Source organism: Bradyrhizobium sp. CCBAU 65884 (assembly GCF_028128835.1).
In the GTDB taxonomy this organism is placed as follows: domain Bacteria; phylum Pseudomonadota; class Alphaproteobacteria; order Rhizobiales; family Xanthobacteraceae; genus Bradyrhizobium; species Bradyrhizobium ottawaense.
On the sequence record NZ_LBJU01000132.1, the window covers coordinates 19,119 to 36,121 of the forward strand.

Here is a 17,003-nt window from a genome sequence, read left to right on the forward strand (position 1 = left end):
CGCTGCGCCAGCCGCAGCGAAGGCAAGCCAATCGCCGCATGGCCCGGCGCTGGGATGACGTCTGCGCCTTGAGGCAAGGAGCAATCCGACAACATTGCCGCCAGCCGAAATCAGGATTCGCCGCCGCGGCAGACTCGCCTTCGCAACCACGAGAAGCATATCTAGCATTCACCACAACAGGTTAAGCTGTGTCAAAACCGGATAACTACGGCTGCCGAGCCGAGGATCAAGATCTCGACCCATTCCGGCTTGAAGTCGGCGCGGCGTTTGCGCCGATCGAATGGCGGCGCGGCTAACGCCCATTCCCAAGCAGCTCTTTCGCTTCTACGACTTCGGGAAGATTTCGCTCCGCATCGAACTCGGCGAGCAAGGGAGCAAGCACTTCAGAGACCGCGCCCGCTCGGTCCCTTGTCTTGTGCAGGCGAGCAAGTCCAAGGGCGCTGCGCAACTCGAACGTCTTCGCCTGCTGGCGTCGTGCGATTTGCAGCGCTTGCTCGAAGGCATCTTCGGCACCGGATTCGTCTGGAGGATCCTGACGCAACAAAAGCTCGCCATAGACGCGGTGCAGCTCGGCATCGAGCCAATGCTGGCCGGATTGCGCCACCCATGCGATCGATTCGCTCAGGATTTCCAGCCCGGTTTCGACTTGGCCCGACTCTGCGTCCGCCATGGCGACATGCATCCCCCAAAACGGTTCACAGAGGTAGCAGTCATTTTCGTGTAGCAAGGTCCAGCCGCGGCGCATTTCCGTAAGTCCAGTGGCTCGGTCGCCGTCGCGCCACTTGGCCAGGCCGTTCAGGTAGGTGCCCGCGGCCACATACAGCGGCATCGTGTGGTCGCGCGCGAGACCGAGCGCCAGGATCGTCTCTGTTTGCTGCAACATGCCGCCGCATACTCCGTCGAACACGGCTCGATGCACAAGCGCATTGGCCTGGGAAAGCGCCCGTTTTTCTCCGGAAGCACTCACCGCTTCGGCGGCGAGGCGGCGTGCCCGGGCGATCCTGCCAAGCGGCCAAAGCACCAAGGCGAGAAACCTCATGATCACGAACGGAAGATCCAGCGCCGAGGCCCTGAACGTCGCTGGATCCGGCTCGGCGCCATAGATGTCCAGTGCCTGCTCGAGATGCACCCTCGCGTTCAAATAGTCGCCCCCGAACCAACAGGTCACCCCGCCGGTCCAATGTGCAACGACGGCGGCCACCGGCGAGTCCGGTCGTCGGTCGGCCGCGCTCTTGATGGCATCCGCCAGCTCCCGCATCGGAGCGAGTTCGCCGTGTGTCAGGCAGGCATTGAAGAGGCCCGAATGGATCGGCGCAAGTTCAACGGGATCATTGATGTCGGCTGCGAACTGGCGCGCACGCGTCCATGCCGCGACCGTTTCCGGAGCACTGTGGCCGAGGCTGCCCCGTAATGCGCGGCCATAGGCGATTTGAAGATGCAGCCTGCTCATCATCCGGCGAGGCTCGTCGGGCAACTCATCGGCAATGGCAATCGCCTTGCCGAGATGCGCAATCGCCTCGGAATAGGCCGAGCGTTTCAGCGCCTGCTGGCCCGCCTTGCGCCACCACTCGAGGGCGACCTCGTTCAGCCCAGCTTCGGTGAAGTGGTGCGCCAGAACTTCCGGCTCAGTCTCGGCGACGGCTGGAAACTTTTCGCGCAGGACATCACCGATGCGCGTGTGAAGCACCTGCCGTTTGCTCTTGAGCAGGCTCTCATAGGCCGCCTCCTGAACGAGAGCGTGCTTGAAACTATAGCTTGCTTCGGGCGGAGCCCCGCGACACACCAGCAGTTCGGCCTCTTCGAGTTGCCCCAGCGCAGCGCTCAGCGTCAGATCATCGCGTCCCGCCACATATCTCAGCAGCGCGTACGAGAAATCGCGGCCGATGGCGGCGCCTATCTGCGCTACCTCCTTGACCGGAGCAAGTCGGTCGAGCCGCGCCATCAGCGAATCCTGCAGCGTCGCGGGAATAGCCAGCGGCGGGAGCGGACTTTCGAGGCGATAGCGCCCGGCACCTTCGACGAGCCATCCGGACTCCAGCACCATCTTGGTCAATTCCTCGACGAAGAGCGGGACGCCATCCGTCCTGTCGATGATCTGCTTCAGCATCTCGCGTGGCAGCTGGCGACCAACGGTCACCTGCTCGACCAGCGCGCGCGTGTCCTGCCGGTCGAGCCGGTCGAGCCGCAACAGACTGACGTTGGCAAGGCCCGACCAGGAGGGCTCGAATTCCGGCCGCGATGTCATGAGCACGAGTATCGGCAGCCCCCTGATCCGATCGACCCCGAGATCGAACAGTTCGAGTGTCGTGGCATCGGCCCAGTGCATATCCTCGCAGACAATCAGCAGGGGCTGCTCTCGCGCCAATCCCTCGAGCTGATCGAGAAGGGTGGCAAATGTCTGTCGCCGCAGCTGCGCCGGGCTCAGACCGAGCGGCGGATAACGGTCGCCGGTTGGGATCGAAAGCAGTGCCGCAATGAGCGCTGTCGCCCGGGCAACCTGCTGCGTTCCAAGCGCCAGCATCGCCTCGAGCTTGTCGAGCTTTTGCCCGGGCGTGTCGTGCGAGCAAATGCCGGCGGCGCGCTCGAGTTGCGCGACAAAGGGATGAAGCGCACTGTTGGTGTGGTACGGCGAGCACTGATATCGCACCCGGCGGTGCGCCCCCAACACGGGGCTTTCGGACAGCATTGCGACCATGCGCGACTTGCCGATGCCGGCTTCGCCGGAAATCAGCACCATCTGCCCGTGCCCCTGCCATGCCAACCGCTGGCGCGAGAGCGTGAGTTCGATCTCCTCCTTGCGGCCGACAAAGCCGATCGAGCGCGCCGCATGGACCGCCTCGAAGCGACTTTCCGATGCGGGCGCTCCCTCGACCGCCCAGACCGCGATGGGTTCGGATATCCCCTTGACCTCGCGGCGGCCGAGGTTGCGAAACGTGAAGAGATCACCGAGCAGCCGGCGCGTCGACGAGGCAACGACGACCGCTCCCGGCTCCGCCAGGCTCTGGAGCCGGGCAGCGAGGTTTGGTGTATCGCCGACGGTTGCGCGCTCCTCTGACGCATCTCCGCTGATGAGGTCGCCGACCACCACAAGCCCGGTCGCAATTGCGATCCGCAGTTCAACCCGTTCGTCGGCGCCCATCTTGAGCTGGCGAACCGCGGAGATAGTGTCCAGGCCGGCCCGCACTGCGCGCTCCGCATCATCTTCGTGGGCGCGCGGATAGCCGAAATAGACGAGTATTCCGTCACCGACGAACCTGGCTATCCTGCCGTCATAAGCAGCAACGACGCTCGCGCAGGCGGCGCGATAGGCCCGGATCACTTCCCACATATCCTCGGGATCGAGACGCGCCGAGAGCGCAGTCGAGCCGACCAGATCGCAGAACATGACAGTGAGGTGGCGACGCTCGGCGTCGTGAGGAGGCGCCGGCGATGCGATCAACGCGGCTGGATCAAGGTCGGCAATCGCACGCAGCATTTTGCGGCGATGCCCGAGCAGGACTCCGAGCTTGTCGAAGTCCTCGACCATCAGCTCGGGAAGGACGCCCATGTCGATCCCATTTTGGACAAAACGCTCTGCGTATTGCCCAAGCCCCAGCTTCTCGAGCCACTCCGCAATCTGCATTGGCTCCACCGATCGTGTGGTTGGCGGTGAGCAGAATTTTGGACCACGGCGCGCAGGGACAATATCCCAACCTCACCATGATGGCACGTCTTGTTTGTTGCGCGATAACTTAGGTTGCTCGGTACCGATACCGCTTCCACGCTGGGACATTGTTTGATGCGAGCGGCTGCGCTACCAAAAATCGTCTGCACGCCGCATTGGACGACAGAAGTTGCGATGAGTCGTCGGTCACTCGCTTTCAGGCCCTAAGCCTGATCCCGGTACCGGGCTTGTGCCCACGTCACGACGCCAAGCAGACGTTTTTCCGTGAGCACAATTATCTTTAGTCCTTGTTGTCGGGCACTTCGCAGTTACGCGCCATCGCTCCCGCCGCAACTTGAAGCGAAGAGCCAACCACCCAGCAGCCGGCGACGAAGGCTACCAGGCCGTTGGGGAGGTTTTGATCAAGGACAAGGATGCTGACGGACAGGGCTGCTGCAATCGCTGCGCCGAACGTTCCGGCCGCACTCATGATCTCAACCATCTCGGAGCCATCGTATTCTTCGGAGGTACTCGAAATCGACCTCCGAGCGATCGTCCGGGACAAATCAATTCCGACATAATAGCTGAGAGCGCCGTAGAGCACCGTCAGCAGCACGATCCAGCCGCTTTCAAAAAGTCCGCCCTTCTGACGCAATAGGGCCGCACCCACATAGAGGCCGCAGGAGGCCCCGACGGCTGCAAGCCCAATTCTTTCAAGAAGATGGGCCGACCTGATCAGACTGGAACGGGCGATCCGAAGATTGCCGGCGTACCTTGTCAGGGAAAATGCGCTGGGTGCTGCGTTGCTCGTCTTCATTGGGTACTCCTTACTAAGTAGCAGCCTACCGGCCGACCCCCGAATAGGAGCTGCGTGGACGCGTTTCGCGATGTCCTTGCTTCCAATTTCTGAAAGATCTTTGCTGAGTGATGGGGTTGGCTTGCTCGTGACCAAGACGAGAGCCAATCCAAAGCTGCGAGCACGCGGCTTCGCAGGCATTGTCTCTCACCCGTGTCTGTCAGTTGGCGCCGGGTGCGACAATTTCTTGCGGGAGTGATAGCTCGAAAAGAGAGTGATGGAATATGAGGCAATTCACATGCCGCAGTTCCCTGTCGCTCCATCCAGTCACAATTTCAGGAGGACAGATCCTCATCGTCGCGCCTCAAGCGACGTCGAAGGAGACGACGGGAATCCATCATCCCTTGAGCATGAGAGGTAAGAGGAGCCCGGGGCTGCTGGTGTTCCCATTCACCTCAGTAACCGCGACTGCGATCGACACGCCCCGGCAACTCCTCGCCGCGGCGGTGACGGTCGATGACATCGAGCACGAAATCGACAGCCGTGTCCGGCGTCGTCATGCTGGCATTGTGCGGCGTCAGCAGGATGCGGGGATGGCGCCAGAACGGATGTCCCTCAGGCAGCGGCTCGGGCTCGGTGACATCGAGCACCGCGCCGGATAGCGCGCCGCTGTCGAGCGCCGCAAGAAAATCGGCCTCAATGAGATGCGGGCCACGTCCGACATTGACGAGGGACGCACCGCGCGGCAGGCGTGCGAACAAATCCGCGTTGAGGATGCCGCGCGTCTCGTCGGTCAGCGGCAGCAGGCAGACGAGGATGTCGCTCTGTGCGAGGAAATCCGGCAAGGTGTCAGCACCCGCGTAACAGATCACGCCCTCGATCTTCCGCGCCGAGCGATTCCACCCCGACAGCGGAAAGCCGAACGCCTTGAGCCGTTCGAGCACGGCCTGGCCGAGCTGGCCAAGTCCCATCACGCCGACACGCCGCCGTTTCGCCGGCGTGATCCGGATCTCGCGCCAGACTTGCTGCTTCTGCTGATTGATGAAATCGAGGAGGTCGCGATGCAGACCGAGCACAGCCATGGTGACGTACTCCACCATGGTCTCGGCGATGCCGGGCTCCAGCATGCGGACCAGTGGAATGTGCGCCGGGACTTTGGTGGCATCGAACTGATCGACGCCCGCGCCGACTGAGAAGACCAGCTCGAGATTGGGGAACGTCGTCGCGATGTCGTCGGGCGGCACCCACGCCACGAGATATCGGATATCAGCGGGATCGCCGATGTCAGGCCAGAGCCGGAATGGGACGTCGGGCGCGCGTTCCGCGAAGAAGCGCGCCCACTCGGCGCCGCGAACCATGTTGGCCTTGTAGAGAACCGTCATGCGAGCCCTCAGAACGGGCTGACCGGCGCGAGCCGGCGGCCGTCGATCATGCGCTTGTGGCTGTAGGCCATGGGATCGACCAGCGGCGTGGTGCCGGTCACGATGTCGGCGGCGAGCTTGCCGGCGGCGGGGCCGATGCCAAAGCCGTGGCCGGAGAAGCCGGTGGCGAGGAAGAAGCCCGGCAGCGCGTCGACCGGCGAGATCACCGGGATCGTGTCGGGCGTGCAGTCGATGGTGCCGCCCCAGGCTTCCGCGATCTCGACATCCTTGAGTTCAGGGTTGGCCTTGATCAATGAGGCGAGCGCAGCATTCACCAGCGACATGTCGGGCTCGGGATCGCGGACGCGCTCGGTCTCGAATGGCGACGGCTTGTCAAAGCTCCAGCTGGTGCCGCGCACGATCTGGTCGAAGAAGGACTTGCCCAACGACAGCTTCAGTCCGTTCTTGCGATGCAGATAGGTCGGCCAGAAGGTGCGCGCATAGCGGAACAAATCGGGCGACAGCTCCACCGTGCCGCGGTTGCGCAACGCCAGCGTAAAGCCACCGTCAAGGCGGCGGCGGACGCAGTAGAGATCGGTGCCCAGCGCGCCCGAGGTGATCTCCGGTCCCGGCGTGGTCCGGCAGGCCGTCGCGTTGACGAGACCGATCGGCAACTCGATGCCGTGACGGCGGCAGAACAGCGACGACCACGCGCCGCCCGACAGCAGCACGGATTGCGTGCGAATGGTGCCCTTCTCGGTGACGACGGCGCTGACCCGCCCGCCCGTCGTCTCCAGCCCGCGCGCGGCGCAGCCCTGATGGATGGTGACGCCGTGTTTTCGCGCGGCGGTGGCGAGCGCGGGCACCGCCATCGACGGCTCGGCGCGACCGTCGCTCGGCGTGTGCAGGCCGCCGACCCAGGTGTCGGTATTGCCCGGCATGCGCTCGGCGACCTCCGCCGGCGTCAGGACGGTGGAGTGGACCTGCATCTCGCGCGCGACCGCGGCCCAGCGCTCCCAGCTCGCAAGCTCGTCCTTGCTCTTGGTCAGGAACAGCACGCCGGTGCGGCGGAAGCCGGCATCGACGCCGGCGTCGTTCTGCATGTCCTCCCAGAGCCTCAACGCTTCACGGGCGAGCGGAATCTCCTCGCGCGCGCGGCCTTGCTGGCGGCACCAGCCCCAATTACGGCTCGACTGCTCGCCGCCGACATGGCCCTTCTCGACCAGCGCGACCGAAAGGCCCTTCTTCGCCAGATGATAGGCCGCGGAGACGCCGATGACGCCGCCGCCGATGACGACGACATCGACCTGCTGCGGCAGGCGTCCGTCGCTGTTGATCCGGTTGAGCGGCGGGGACATGGGCACTCCTGAGTTCAGTTCGAACGAACATGACTGAATACAGCTGTCAATCGCATTGCTTGTATGCGCGCCTCCTCGCCATGCGATTCGCCCGCAGGTTGAGGCCGGAGAAAGGCTGGCGGCCGACACCACCGCAAATTGCCCCTCGACGCCGCCGCGCGGAGTCTGTAGCTCACATCAAAGCGGCACCCGGGACCGGGCGGCCCGATGCGGTAGTCTTCTTTGGTGGGAGACCATGAAACTCAGGGGGCTTCTGACACTCGCGATGGCCGCACAGGTCGTGGTGACCGCGGCGGCCCTCCTCGCCTCCTATGCCATGGCCGGAGCCGGCTTCGGCATTCCCCAGCTTGTTGCCCTAATGGCAAGCGCTGCCGTTGCGGCGCTGATGGTTCGCCTCTGCGCCCGCGCGATCGAGCGATCGGAGGACAAGCGCGCCGCCACGCAATCGACCGAGCTGGCGCGGGCGCGCAGCGACAGCGCACAGATGACACAAGCCGTCATCAAGACCGCGCTCGATGCCTTCATTCAGATCGACGACAGCGGCGCCGTGCTGGAGTGGAGCTTTCAGGCTGAGGCCCTGACCGGATGGACGCGCCAGGAGGCGCTCGGCGCCGACGTCGTCGATCTCATCGTCGCCGAGCCGCTGCGCGCCGCCTTCAGGCAGCGCATGGCGCGGCTGGTGCCGGAATTGTCGGACACCCCGTCCGGCTTGCGCTTCGAGCTCGCCCTGATCCACCGGAACGGTGACCGGATCCTGGCCGAGGCCTCCAGCACGGTCATGCGGCTCGCAGGGCGCACCCTCATCAACACCTTCGTCCGGGACATCACCCAGAAGCGTGCGGCCGAGGAGCAACTGGTCCAGTCCCAGAAGATGGAAGCGGTCGGGCAGCTCACCGGCGGCATCGCGCACGAATTCAACAACATGCTCACGGTGATCACAGGCACGATCGAGATCCTCGCCGACGCCGTCAGGGACAACCCGCCGCTTGCGACCATCACCAAGCTGATCAGCGAGGCCGCCGATCGCGGCGCCGCGCTGACGTCGAGCCTGTTGTCCTTTGCCCGCAAGCAGGCGCTGCAGCCGGCCGAGATCGACGTCAACGAGCTGCTGGAAGAGCTCGCAAAGCTGCTGCTGGCGACCTTCGACAAGAAGATCGAGATCGTCACCCGGCTCGACCGCAACGTCTGGCTCGCCTACGCCGACCGCGGCCAGCTCAGCTCGGCACTGCTCAACCTCGCGATCAACGCGCGCGATGCCATGCTGGACGGCGGCAGGCTGACGCTGACGACGCGCAACGTCGTGTTCGGCGTGCGCGAGGCGGTCGCGGTCGGCGCCGGCTATGCGGGTGACTATGTCGAGATCGAGATCGCCGACACCGGCACCGGCATTCCGCAAGCCATCCTGGAGCGGATCTTCGATCCGTTCTTCTCCACCAAGGAGGTCGGCAAGGGCACCGGACTCGGGCTCAGCATGGTGTTCGGCTTCGTCAAGCAGTCCGGCGGCGGCATCAAGGTCGCCTCCGAAGAAGGCCGCGGCACGATCTTCACGCTCTATTTGCCGAAGGCGGAGGCGAGCGCGCTGCGCCCGACCGGCTATGACGACCGCAAGATCATCGGGGGCAAGGAAACCGTCCTCTGCGTCGAAGACGACCGCGACGTCCGCCACTACGTCACGGTCCAGCTCGAAGGCCTCGGCTACAAGGTCATCCCAGCCGCCAATGCGACCGAGGCGCTTGCGATTGCGGCCGAAGGCAAGCCGTTCGACCTGCTCTTCACCGACATCGTGATGGCCGGCGGCATGAACGGACGCGAGCTCGCCGAGCAGATGGTGGCGGCGCGCCCTTCCCTGCGGGTTCTGTTCACGTCGGGCTACGCCTACGATTCGCTGCACGCACAGGGACGCGCGACGATGGGCGCGCCGCTGCTGAGAAAGCCCTATCGCAAGGCCGAGCTCGCACGCATGCTGCGCCGCTGCCTCGACACCGCCGTCGATTCCGCCGGCGACGCGATCCCGACGCCCTATTCGGTGCAGGCCGATGTCGAGGCGTTCCTGCGCAAACAGGCGGCGGAAGACAACGGCAGAACGCGGCCACGGAAATAGCTCTCTCGCGCTAGCTCATCCTTCGTCGCAGCGTCGCCGACGGCGTCTCGCCGAATTTTTCGCGATAGGCGCCGGCCATGCGGCTGAGATGGGTGAAGCCGAGATCGAAGGCGATGTCGGTGATGGAGGCATCGGGCGCGGCCTGCGCCAGGCGGGCGTGCAGACCGGCGAGGCGCATGTCGAGCAGCATCCGCGAGATCGACAGGCCGAAGTGACGGCGGAAGCCGAGCTGGAGCGCGCGGATCCCGATGCCGGAGGCGCAGGCGAGCTGCACAAGGTCGAGCGGCTCGCCGGCATTGTCCGCCAGGTGGTCGCGCGCAGCGCGGAGCGCGCGCGGCAGACGCTCGGCCTGGCCGGAGAAGTTCTGAATCGCATCCGACAGGCCATGGCGCTGGCCATTGAGCAGGTGATCGAGCAGCAGCTCCCGCCAATCGGCCATCGCGACCGGTGACAGCCGGCGGGAGGGACCGAGACGCTCGGCAAGCATCATCAGCTCGGCCAGGCTGCTCCGCAGCGCCCGCCCGGTCGGCGCGTCCAAATCGATCACCGGATCGAACTCGACCGTGCCTGATGCCCTGCCCGACAGCGCCGCGGCGCGCTGCTCGACCATGCGGCGGTCAAACAGCAGGATCGCCTGCGCGCAGTCGCGCCACATCATTCGGGTCGGGATCGTCGGCGACAGCAGCGACGCCGTCCGCTCCGGCGCGGCGTCAAGCTCGGTCGTGCCGGCGCGAATGTAGGCCGTGCCCGTGAGCGGGACCTGCACCAGGAAGAAGCGCTCGAGGCAGCCGGGGTCGATGCCGACCGATCCGTCATAGGCGACGTAATTGATGGAAAAGCCGTCGAAATCAGCGCAATTGTGCCGGGCGGAGAAGCCGGAGGCGCGCAGCCGTGCCGGCTTGAGATCGTGCGGGCAGAAGATGCGCCCGATCTGTTCGGCCGCTTCGTCGACATCGTCAGTGGTGACGCGGGCGAAGTCCGCGAGCCGTTCGGCCGCGGGCGCCCTTGCGCTCATTTCCAGCACGGCTGCGGACATGGTCGACCACGCTTCGCGTCAGGGAATTGCTTTAAGCCTATAATAGTTCCCCGGACGCGAAAAGGGCAGCGCCGGCGAAATCGTCATGCTGCATGGCAACAGGCGTTCGCGGATTCGTTTAGCGGATAGACAGGCACCCCACCGCTGGCTGAAGCTCCATTCACGCCGGAATCCAACAGGAGCGCGCCATGACTGCACTCGAAAAGGGCATTACCGCTAGCGGCACAGGCTACGGCGGCAAGAGCTGGAACATTCTTGGCCAGGTCTACTTCCCCAAGGCCGTCACCGACTCCACCTTCGCGTTCGAGACCAACAGCGATCCCGGCCAGTTCGTGCCGGTGCACATCCATCCGACCCAGGACGAATTCATCCTGGTGCAGGAGGGCACGCTCGACCTCAAGCTCGACGGCAAATGGGTCAAGGCCCATGCCGGCGACCTCGTGCGCATGCCCCGCGGCATTCCGCACGGCTATTTCAACAAGTCCGACAAGCCGTGCCGCGCGCTGTTCTGGGTCTCGCCGATGCAGAAGCTGGAGGCGCTGTTCAACCAGCTGCACAATCTGACGGACCCTGCCGAAGTCGTGCGCGTCTCGGCGCTGCATGAGGTCGACTTCCTGCCGCCCGAGGCCAACGACTAGGCGCGGCCCCCTCGTCCACTTTCATCTGCTTGCAGGTCCGCCGGCCGCGCCTTGCGGCCGAACGAGACCGCTTGCGCGCGAAACACATCGATTGCGAGCAATCCCATGGTCAGCCCCAAGCATATCTGCGTGATCGGCGCCGGCGTCTCCGGCCTTGCTGCCGCCAAGGCGTTCTCCAGCCGTGGCCACCGCGTCACCATCGTCGAGCGCAGCGCCGATCTCGGCGGCGTCTGGGAGCCGGCGCGCTCCTATCCCGACGTGCAGACGCAGAGCCCGAAAGAACTCTACCGCTACACCGACCGCGCCATGCCGGAGGCCTATCCGGAATGGCCAACCGGGCCGCAGGTCCACGCCTATCTCGCCGACTACGCCAGGAGTTTTGGTCTCGACCGCATGCTGCGCCTTGGCACCGAGGTCGCCGGCATGGCGCGCCGCGCCGACGGCAAGCCCGGCTGGACGCTCGCGCTGAAGGACAAGCACGGCACGAGCACGAGCGAGGATTTCGATTTTGTCGCGGTCTGCACCGGCCAATTCAACGAGCCGCGCGAGCTGCATTGCCCTGGCGAGGATGAATTCCTCGCCCAGGGCGGCCAGATCCTGCATTCGTCGAAATACGGCGATCCCACGCTGGCGAAAGGACGCCGAATCGTCGTGCTCGGCGGCTCGAAATCGGCGACCGACATCGCCGTGAACGCGGTGAAATCGGGCGCGCGCGAGGTCACCATCGTGATGCGCGAGCCGGTCTGGCGCATCCCCTATTTCATCGGCGGGCTCGTGAACTTCAAGCGCATCCTCTACATCCGCGCGCAGGAGGAGATGTTTCCGGGCTGGGGCATCGGCGCGATGACGCGGCTCGCGCACCGCATCGCCGCGCCGCTGGTGTGGGCGAACTGGCGCGGGCTGGAGAGCCTGCTCAAGGCGCAGCTCAAGCTCGGCCGCTGCAAGATGGTGCCGAAGGAGCGGATCGAGGACGGCGTCAACTGCTCGGTGCCGATCGCAACGCCGGGCTTCTATCCGATGGTCGCCGACGGCCGCATCAAGGCGGTGTTCGGCACCTTCGACCATTACGACGGCGATAGCATCGTGATGAACGGCGGCGAGCGCGTGAGCGCCGACGTCGCGGTGCTCGCGATCGGCTACAAGCTCGGCGTGCCGTTCCTGCCCGCGGCTTACAAGCAGAAGCTGGTCGATGCCGACGGCCAGTACCGGCTCTACCGCCTGATCGCCAACCCTGATCTGCCCGAGCTCGGCTTCGTCGGCTTCAACTCGTCTTTCTGCACCGTGCTCTGCGCCGACCTCGCCGCCAACTGGCTGGTACGCTATGCCGACGGCCGGCTCGCCAACCAGCCGACGGCGCAGCAAATGCACGACAACATCGAGATGATGCTGCACTTCAAGCGCGTCGAGCGGCCGGCCGCCGGCGTCTATGGCGGCCTCTGCGTCGCGCCCTATCACTACCGCCATTTCGACGAGCTGATGGCCGACATCGGCGCCAAGAACCAGAAGCGCGGCGGGCTCAAAGGGCGCTTCCAGCCGCCGGATGCGGATGCCTATGCGAAATTCCTGGCGACGGCGCCGGACTACCGGGCGGCATAAGAATTCCGGCTGAGCGGGATTTGCGTCTCGCCAGCCCTCGCCTCTGATGCTTACGATCTCCCTGGCCACCGAATCGACAGGAACCGGCCATGGGATCGAGACGTCTTGCCGCCCTTGCGGCTGTTGCCTTCTTCGTCGCGGCGCCCGCCGTCGGACAACAGCGCGCGCTCACGCCTCGCCAATCCGAGGCGGTCGCCACCTATGACAAGGCGCTCGCCGAGTTCAAATCGATCCTCGCCGAGCGGCGGCGCCAGATCGAGGCGAAGCAGCCGCTGCCGAACCTGCCGGGACAGGCGCTCTACCTCGCCCGCGTCGCCGTCATCAGTTCTTACAAGGATCTCACCGACGCCATGCCGTCGCGGATCGGCAGGCCCAACAAGTTCGAGATTCCTCCGGCCTATTTCGACGCCGAGATCGAGCCCTTGATCGACGAATATTCTGAGCTCTTCGACGTGATGGAGGCGCCGCCCGCCAATGCGCAGAACTCGCCGACGCCATTCAAGGACGTCGTCGATCTCGCGACGGTGATCGCGCGCGCCAAGGGGCTTGCGCCTGACCACGCAGCCGCTGCGGGGCGCATCAGCCTCGGGCTATTCTTTGCCGAGACCAACGGCAAGCAGAACGTCCGCAACGGACGCTCGAACACCTATATGGGCAGCTTCCAGACCGGCCCGTCCGAGGACCGCAACGGCCGCAGGAAGTGGGGCACCATCAAGGGCGAGATCGCCGCGATCGATCCCGCCTTAAGCGCGCGCGACGACAAGGAAGAGGCGCGGGCCCGCGGCACCGATCTCCGCTTCAATCACTGGACCAACGTGCGCGACGGCCTGATGAACGCACATGCGGATGTGTTCCGCGAGATCCCTGGCATCGTGAAGACGCTGCCCGACCCGATCGACCAGATGAAGCTGTTCGAGCTGATCCAGATCGTTCCCACGCCGACGAGATCGGCGCTCAAGTCCGGCGACCTCCTGAACTACAGGGTGTCGAGCCCGACGATCATGAAGCATCTGCGCAACAACAGCATCTTTGCCTTCGGACAGGCCGACCGGGCGCGCACCTCGGCAAGCTTCCGCGAGATCCTCGCCGCGATGTGGCTGTTCAACCGCAAGTTCGAGAAGGCGATGGCGAAATATGCGGAGATCAAGCCGCGCTGACGGAGTTGCAGCGACAACCAGTAATTGTATTATTGCGGGATCTCCTTTGCAGCACGGACCGTCACATGCGCATTCTCATTCTCGGCGGCAGCCAGTTTCTCGGGCGGGCGATCGCAGCCCATGCATGTGCTGCCGGTCATGAGGTGACCTGCGCCGCCCGCGGTCTCGCGGGTCCGATTGCGGCAGGCGCGCGTCTCGTCCGGATCGACCGTGATGTGGCCGACGGGCTTGCGCCGCTCGCAGGCGAGTCGTTCGATGCCGTGGTCGACGTCTCGCGTCGTCCCCGCCAGGTTCGCCGCGCGGTCGCGGCGCTGAAGCGACCAAATGTGCATTGGACCTTCGTCTCGACCATCAGCGTGTATGCGGACAATCGGATACCCGGACAACGTGCCGACAGGGCGCCGCTGCGCGAGCCTGTGGCCGAGGATGTGGAGCACAGCACCGATGCCATTTACGGCGCGGCCAAGGTCGCCTGCGAACAGGCGGTCGGCGGCGATGCCTTCATCTGCCGCGCCGGCCTGATCGCAGGCCCGGAGGACCCGACCGGACGCTTCGCCTATTGGCCGACACGGCTTGCACGCGGCGGCGAGGTGCTGGCGCCGGGATCGCCTGACGATGCCGTCCAGTTCATCGATGTCCGCGACCTCGCGCAATGGATCGTGCATGCGGCGGAAATTCGTCTCACCGGCATCTATGACGGGATTGGACCAATCCGCAGGCGCGGCGAGCTTCTGATCGAATGCGCGGCAGCGCTGAATACGTCCTGCACGTTCACCTGGATCGATCGCGCCTTCCTCGAGGCACACGACGTGCGGCGCTGGGCCGGTCCGCGGTCGTTGCCGATGTGGCTGCCCCTGCCCGACTTCGCGGGCTTCCTGACGCGCGACACCTCGCCGGCGCGCGAGGCCGGACTGACCTCGCGACCAGCGGGAGACACCGCGCGCGACACGCTGCATTGGCTTCACGTCAGCGGCGGCCCGGTCGTCGGGCTTTCCGCCGATGAAGAGCGGGACGTGCTGGCGGCCTGGCATGCCGAAAGGACACCGGCAACCGGAACCTAGCCCAATCGCGCAAGCCGGCTGACAGTCTACTCCGTCCGGATCGACGAATCCTTCAGGCCGTTGTCATCATAGGCCTTGCGCAGAGTGCCGTTCGTCGTGGCCTCGGTCATGAATTTGGTGACGAAGGCCAGTGCCTGGCCGTGGCCGAGCGGCACGGCGACGGCGGTCACTGTCTTCTTGAACGTCTCGTCCAGCACCTTTGTCCCCGGAATCTTCTGCGCCATCTTGTTGAGCTGGTCGCGCGACAATGCGAAGGCGTCGATCTCGCCGCTCTTCAGCAAGCCGAAGATCTCGTCATAGGTCTGATAGCCGGTGACCGTTGCATGCTTCAGATGCGCGATCGCGCCGCGCATGGTGGTGGTGGCGTTGACGGCCGCGACCTTGATTCCGGGTTGGTCGAGCGTCGCAAAATTGGTGACGGCGGAGCCGGGCTTGACGATGTAGGTGGCGTCGGCGACCTCGTAGATCGGGCCAAACAACATTTTGGTCTCGCGCTCGGGATCCCTGGGGAGCCAGGTGACGTCCCACGTGCCTTTGCCAGCCGCGTCGGTGATCTGTCCGGAGTTCTGGTGGACGACATATTCGACGGGGACGCCGAGCTTGGCGGCCATCGCCTTGCCGAGATCGACGGGAACGCCGGCATAGCCGGCTTCGATCTTGGTCGACCAGAATGCGCCGCCTGCGGGGCTGATTGCGATCGCGACGCGCAGCTTGCCGGTCGGCGCGATCTCGTCCTTCAGACCGTCTGCTAGCGCCGGCATGGCGACCATCGCTGCGAGAACGAGGCCGGCAAGGCCCGAGCGGAGGGACGTGGGCATGTCATGTTCTCCTCACCTTTTCTTCTTGGCTTCTTCCCGGCTGGCTCGCGCACCGTCACACGGTCTTTGGCACAATTCTGGTCGATCGTGCGCTCGGTGAAAAGCGGTTTGTCGTGACAAATCTGTCAAAGGCCACACCGCCCTTTGCAGCGCAAGGCCGGCGACTGCCATGGCTATGGTGTTCCACGGCCGGACATTTGTTGGTAGCCTGCCGCACCGACAGACGATACTCGGGGGCTACCGAATGACCTCATCGAATCCCGCATCTGCTGCACGGCGCAATGAAGCGTGGAGACAGGCCGGGCGGGCACTGGCCGCCGCTGCGACCGTGGTCGCACTGGCGGGTTGCGAGGACAAGAACACGTTCGTGGCACCGCCGCCGCCCAAGGTGGACGTGGCAACGCCGGTGCAGCGTCCGGTGACGCGCTACATCGAAGCCACGGGCAACACCGCGCCGATCAAGAGCGTCGATCTCGTGGCGCGGGTGCAGGGTTTCCTGCAATCGATCGACTATCAGGACGGCACCTTCGTCAAGCAGGGCACCCAGCTGTTCACGATCGAGCCCGAGACCTACAAGCTCAAGGTCGAGCAGGCGAAGGCGGCCGAGGTCGGTGCGCAAGCCACGGTCAAGCAGGCCGAAGCCGATTTCAAGCGGCAGGTCGAGCTCGTGCAGCGCCAGGCGGTCTCGCAGTCCACCCTGGACACCTCGACATCGACCCGCGACAACGCCCAGGCCAACCTCCAGCAGGCCCAGGTCAATACGAGGCTGGCCGAGGTCAATTACGGCTACACCAGGGTGACAGCGCCGTTCGACGGCATCGTCAGCGCCCACCTGGTCTCGATCGGCGAGCTCGTCGGCGTCTCCTCGCCGACCCAGCTCGCGACCATCGTCGCGATGGATCCGATCTGGGTGAACTTCACGGTCAACGAGCAGGACGTGCTGCGCATCCGCGCCGAAGCGGCCCGCCGCGGACTGACCCCCGCCGACATGAAGCAATTCCCGATTCAGGTGGGACTGCAGACCGAGACCGGCTATCCGCATGAGGGCAAGCTCGACTACGTCTCGCCGACCCTCAATACGTCAACCGGCACGCTCGCGGTGCGCGGCGTCGTGCCCAATGACAAGCGGGTGCTGCTGCCCGGTTATTTCGTCCGGGTGCGCGTGCCCTTCGACCAGGAGAAGAGCGCCCTGCTCGTCCCCGACACCGCGCTCGGCAGTGACCAGGGCGGCCGCTATCTGCTGGTGGTGAACGGCGACAACGTCGTCGAGCAGCGCAAGGTGCAGATCGGCCCGGTCGACAACGGGCTGCGCGTCATCGAAAGCGGCTTGAAGCCGGACGACCGCGTCGTCATCGCGGGGCTGCTGCGGGTGATCCCGGGCCAGAAGATCGATCCGCAAACAACGAAGATCGAGCAGCCGCAGGCGTCTGCCAAGTAG

The 17,003-nt window shown here is 65.0% G+C and carries 12 protein-coding genes; 6 read left to right on the top strand and 6 right to left on the bottom strand.

The annotated features are described in order from the left end of the window. Positions 1 to 292: 292 nt before the first annotated feature. From XI03_RS34930 to XI03_RS34945, 4 genes are all read right to left on the bottom strand, one after another. Positions 293 to 3,622: an adenylate/guanylate cyclase domain-containing protein gene (locus tag XI03_RS34930; protein ID WP_271594629.1), complete on the bottom strand. Its 3,330-nt coding sequence runs from the start codon at positions 3,620 to 3,622 to the stop codon at positions 293 to 295. A 322-nt stretch (positions 3,623 to 3,944) separates the two neighbouring features. After that, positions 3,945 to 4,460 (bottom strand): hypothetical protein, encoded by a 516-nt coding sequence (locus XI03_RS34935; protein WP_271594630.1) that lies wholly within the window; start codon positions 4,458 to 4,460, stop codon positions 3,945 to 3,947. Between the two features lie 434 nt (positions 4,461 to 4,894). Continuing rightward, positions 4,895 to 5,821 carry a 2-hydroxyacid dehydrogenase gene (locus XI03_RS34940; protein ID WP_271594631.1) on the bottom strand — a complete coding sequence of 309 codons (927 nt, stop codon included), beginning with the start codon at positions 5,819 to 5,821 and terminating at the stop codon, positions 4,895 to 4,897. Positions 5,822 to 5,829: 8 nt separating this feature from the next. After that, positions 5,830 to 7,158 carry an NAD(P)/FAD-dependent oxidoreductase gene (locus XI03_RS34945; protein ID WP_271594632.1) on the bottom strand — a complete coding sequence of 443 codons (1,329 nt, stop codon included), beginning with the start codon at positions 7,156 to 7,158 and terminating at the stop codon, positions 5,830 to 5,832. A 235-nt stretch (positions 7,159 to 7,393) separates the two neighbouring features. Here XI03_RS34945 and XI03_RS34950 point away from each other — a divergent pair, with 235 nt between their 5' ends. Next, entirely contained in the window at positions 7,394 to 9,259 is a 1,866-nt protein-coding gene (locus XI03_RS34950; protein WP_271594633.1) for an ATP-binding protein, read from the top strand. A gap of 10 nt (positions 9,260 to 9,269) precedes the next feature. Here XI03_RS34950 and XI03_RS34955 read toward each other — a convergent pair whose 3' ends face one another. Further along, on the bottom strand, positions 9,270 to 10,295 hold the full coding sequence (locus XI03_RS34955) for an AraC family transcriptional regulator (protein WP_271594634.1): 1,026 nt from the start codon (positions 10,293 to 10,295) through the stop codon (positions 9,270 to 9,272). A gap of 188 nt (positions 10,296 to 10,483) precedes the next feature. Between XI03_RS34955 and XI03_RS34960 the strand changes: the two genes are divergently transcribed. The 4 genes from XI03_RS34960 to XI03_RS34975 all read left to right on the top strand — a co-directional run bounded on the left by XI03_RS34960 (position 10,484) and on the right by XI03_RS34975 (position 14,747). Then, on the top strand, positions 10,484 to 10,933 hold the full coding sequence (locus XI03_RS34960) for a cupin domain-containing protein (protein ID WP_152102471.1): 450 nt from the start codon (positions 10,484 to 10,486) through the stop codon (positions 10,931 to 10,933). Positions 10,934 to 11,038: 105 nt separating this feature from the next. Then, positions 11,039 to 12,529, top strand: coding sequence for a flavin-containing monooxygenase (locus tag XI03_RS34965; protein ID WP_271594635.1), 1,491 nt, complete (start codon positions 11,039 to 11,041; stop codon positions 12,527 to 12,529). An 89-nt stretch (positions 12,530 to 12,618) separates the two neighbouring features. Then, complete coding sequence (locus XI03_RS34970) at positions 12,619 to 13,686, top strand: hypothetical protein (protein WP_271594636.1); 1,068 nt, start codon at positions 12,619 to 12,621, stop codon at positions 13,684 to 13,686. A gap of 65 nt (positions 13,687 to 13,751) precedes the next feature. After that, entirely contained in the window at positions 13,752 to 14,747 is a 996-nt protein-coding gene (locus XI03_RS34975) for an NAD-dependent epimerase/dehydratase family protein (RefSeq protein WP_271594637.1), read from the top strand. Between the two features lie 26 nt (positions 14,748 to 14,773). On the opposite strand, the gene XI03_RS34980 is transcribed toward XI03_RS34975, so the two are convergent. Beyond that, on the bottom strand, positions 14,774 to 15,565 hold the full coding sequence (locus XI03_RS34980; protein WP_271594638.1) for an ABC transporter substrate-binding protein: 792 nt from the start codon (positions 15,563 to 15,565) through the stop codon (positions 14,774 to 14,776). 244 nt (positions 15,566 to 15,809) lie between these two features. On the opposite strand from XI03_RS34980, the gene XI03_RS34985 reads away from it, so the two are divergent. Further along, positions 15,810 to 17,003: an efflux RND transporter periplasmic adaptor subunit gene (locus XI03_RS34985; RefSeq protein WP_161966368.1), complete on the top strand. Its 1,194-nt coding sequence runs from the start codon at positions 15,810 to 15,812 to the stop codon at positions 17,001 to 17,003.

Bases quoted from the DNA above. Each gene is read 5' to 3' on its own strand.
- XI03_RS34930 (WP_271594629.1), bottom strand. From the start codon at position 3,622: ATGCAGATTGCGGAGTGGCTCGAGAAGCTGGGGCTTGGGCAATACGCA.
- XI03_RS34935 (WP_271594630.1), bottom strand. From the start codon at position 4,460: ATGAAGACGAGCAACGCAGCACCCAGCGCATTTTCCCTGACAAGGTAC.
- XI03_RS34940 (WP_271594631.1), bottom strand. From the start codon at position 5,821: ATGACGGTTCTCTACAAGGCCAACATGGTTCGCGGCGCCGAGTGGGCG.
- XI03_RS34945 (WP_271594632.1), bottom strand. From the start codon at position 7,158: ATGTCCCCGCCGCTCAACCGGATCAACAGCGACGGACGCCTGCCGCAG.
- XI03_RS34950 (WP_271594633.1), top strand. From the start codon at position 7,394: ATGAAACTCAGGGGGCTTCTGACACTCGCGATGGCCGCACAGGTCGTG.
- XI03_RS34955 (WP_271594634.1), bottom strand. From the start codon at position 10,295: ATGTCCGCAGCCGTGCTGGAAATGAGCGCAAGGGCGCCCGCGGCCGAA.
- XI03_RS34960 (WP_152102471.1), top strand. From the start codon at position 10,484: ATGACTGCACTCGAAAAGGGCATTACCGCTAGCGGCACAGGCTACGGC.
- XI03_RS34965 (WP_271594635.1), top strand. From the start codon at position 11,039: ATGGTCAGCCCCAAGCATATCTGCGTGATCGGCGCCGGCGTCTCCGGC.
- XI03_RS34970 (WP_271594636.1), top strand. From the start codon at position 12,619: ATGGGATCGAGACGTCTTGCCGCCCTTGCGGCTGTTGCCTTCTTCGTC.
- XI03_RS34975 (WP_271594637.1), top strand. From the start codon at position 13,752: ATGCGCATTCTCATTCTCGGCGGCAGCCAGTTTCTCGGGCGGGCGATC.
- XI03_RS34980 (WP_271594638.1), bottom strand. From the start codon at position 15,565: ATGCCCACGTCCCTCCGCTCGGGCCTTGCCGGCCTCGTTCTCGCAGCG.
- XI03_RS34985 (WP_161966368.1), top strand. From the start codon at position 15,810: ATGACCTCATCGAATCCCGCATCTGCTGCACGGCGCAATGAAGCGTGG.